This window comes from Aeromonas aquatilis (assembly GCF_054052405.1).
Map to the genome: position 1 here is coordinate 1 of NZ_JBSTYP010000155.1, position 786 is coordinate 786.

The window sequence follows — 786 nt, forward strand, 5'->3', positions numbered from 1 at the left end:
ACTTTGGCGAGCAGAAGGGTACCACCAATCAGCAGTTGGCCACCTCTCGCCATTCATCCATGAGTGTCGCACTTATTATCTGAATTCCCGATAGACCTTCGCCAAGTACTGCTTGGGTGTGCCACCCAACACCATATCGGGTTACTTGTCTCGGCAGGGCGAGGGCGTGAGCTATTGAAATGTTAATTTCACCAAATTTAACCACTGTCATTCCGAGTTGCAAGGTTATTTGTTGCGCAAACTTTGTACAGCGGCATGCTGGGCATGCGATGTCAAATTTGCCAAGAATTGGCCGAGCAACCTATCTCGCTATGAAAGCTAAAAAAATATACTCATGCTCTCGCCCTGAGTGTTGTTTTGTGCGGTGAGGCAGAGTAATGCAATGCAAAAACGGCTCTAATTGTTCTTATATATTTTTCTCTGATTAGGCTTATCGAAAATTCACAACGTTGCCGTTCTGTTATGTGAGCTGTTGCCCTTAAAATTAACATGCAATAACTAAAGGATTTTTTGCAATGAATTTGTATGTTTCGCTTGATCTGAATAATAAAGGAATGAGTCGGGCAATTACCGATCTTCAGCGCCGTTTTCAGGCATTCAAAAACTGGTGCAACGGCCGCGACGGGGCAGAAGTACTGTATGAGTTGCTTTTCCCAAACAACATGCCGATCAGTGGCTATGTTTCCAATCGACAGCGGGAATTCAGATAATAAGTGCGACACTCATGGATGAATGGCGAGAGGTGGCCAACTGCTGATTGGTGGTACCCTTCTGCTCGCCAAAGTA

Annotated in this window: 1 protein-coding gene; it reads left to right on the forward strand. The window is 45.2% G+C overall.

Annotated elements, in window-relative coordinates:
* Positions 1 to 515: 515 nt before the first annotated feature.
* Positions 516 to 710 carry a hypothetical protein gene (locus ACW5W8_RS23765; RefSeq protein WP_498630875.1) on the forward strand — a complete coding sequence of 65 codons (195 nt, stop codon included), beginning with the start codon at positions 516 to 518 and terminating at the stop codon, positions 708 to 710.
* Positions 711 to 786 lie beyond the last annotated feature (76 nt).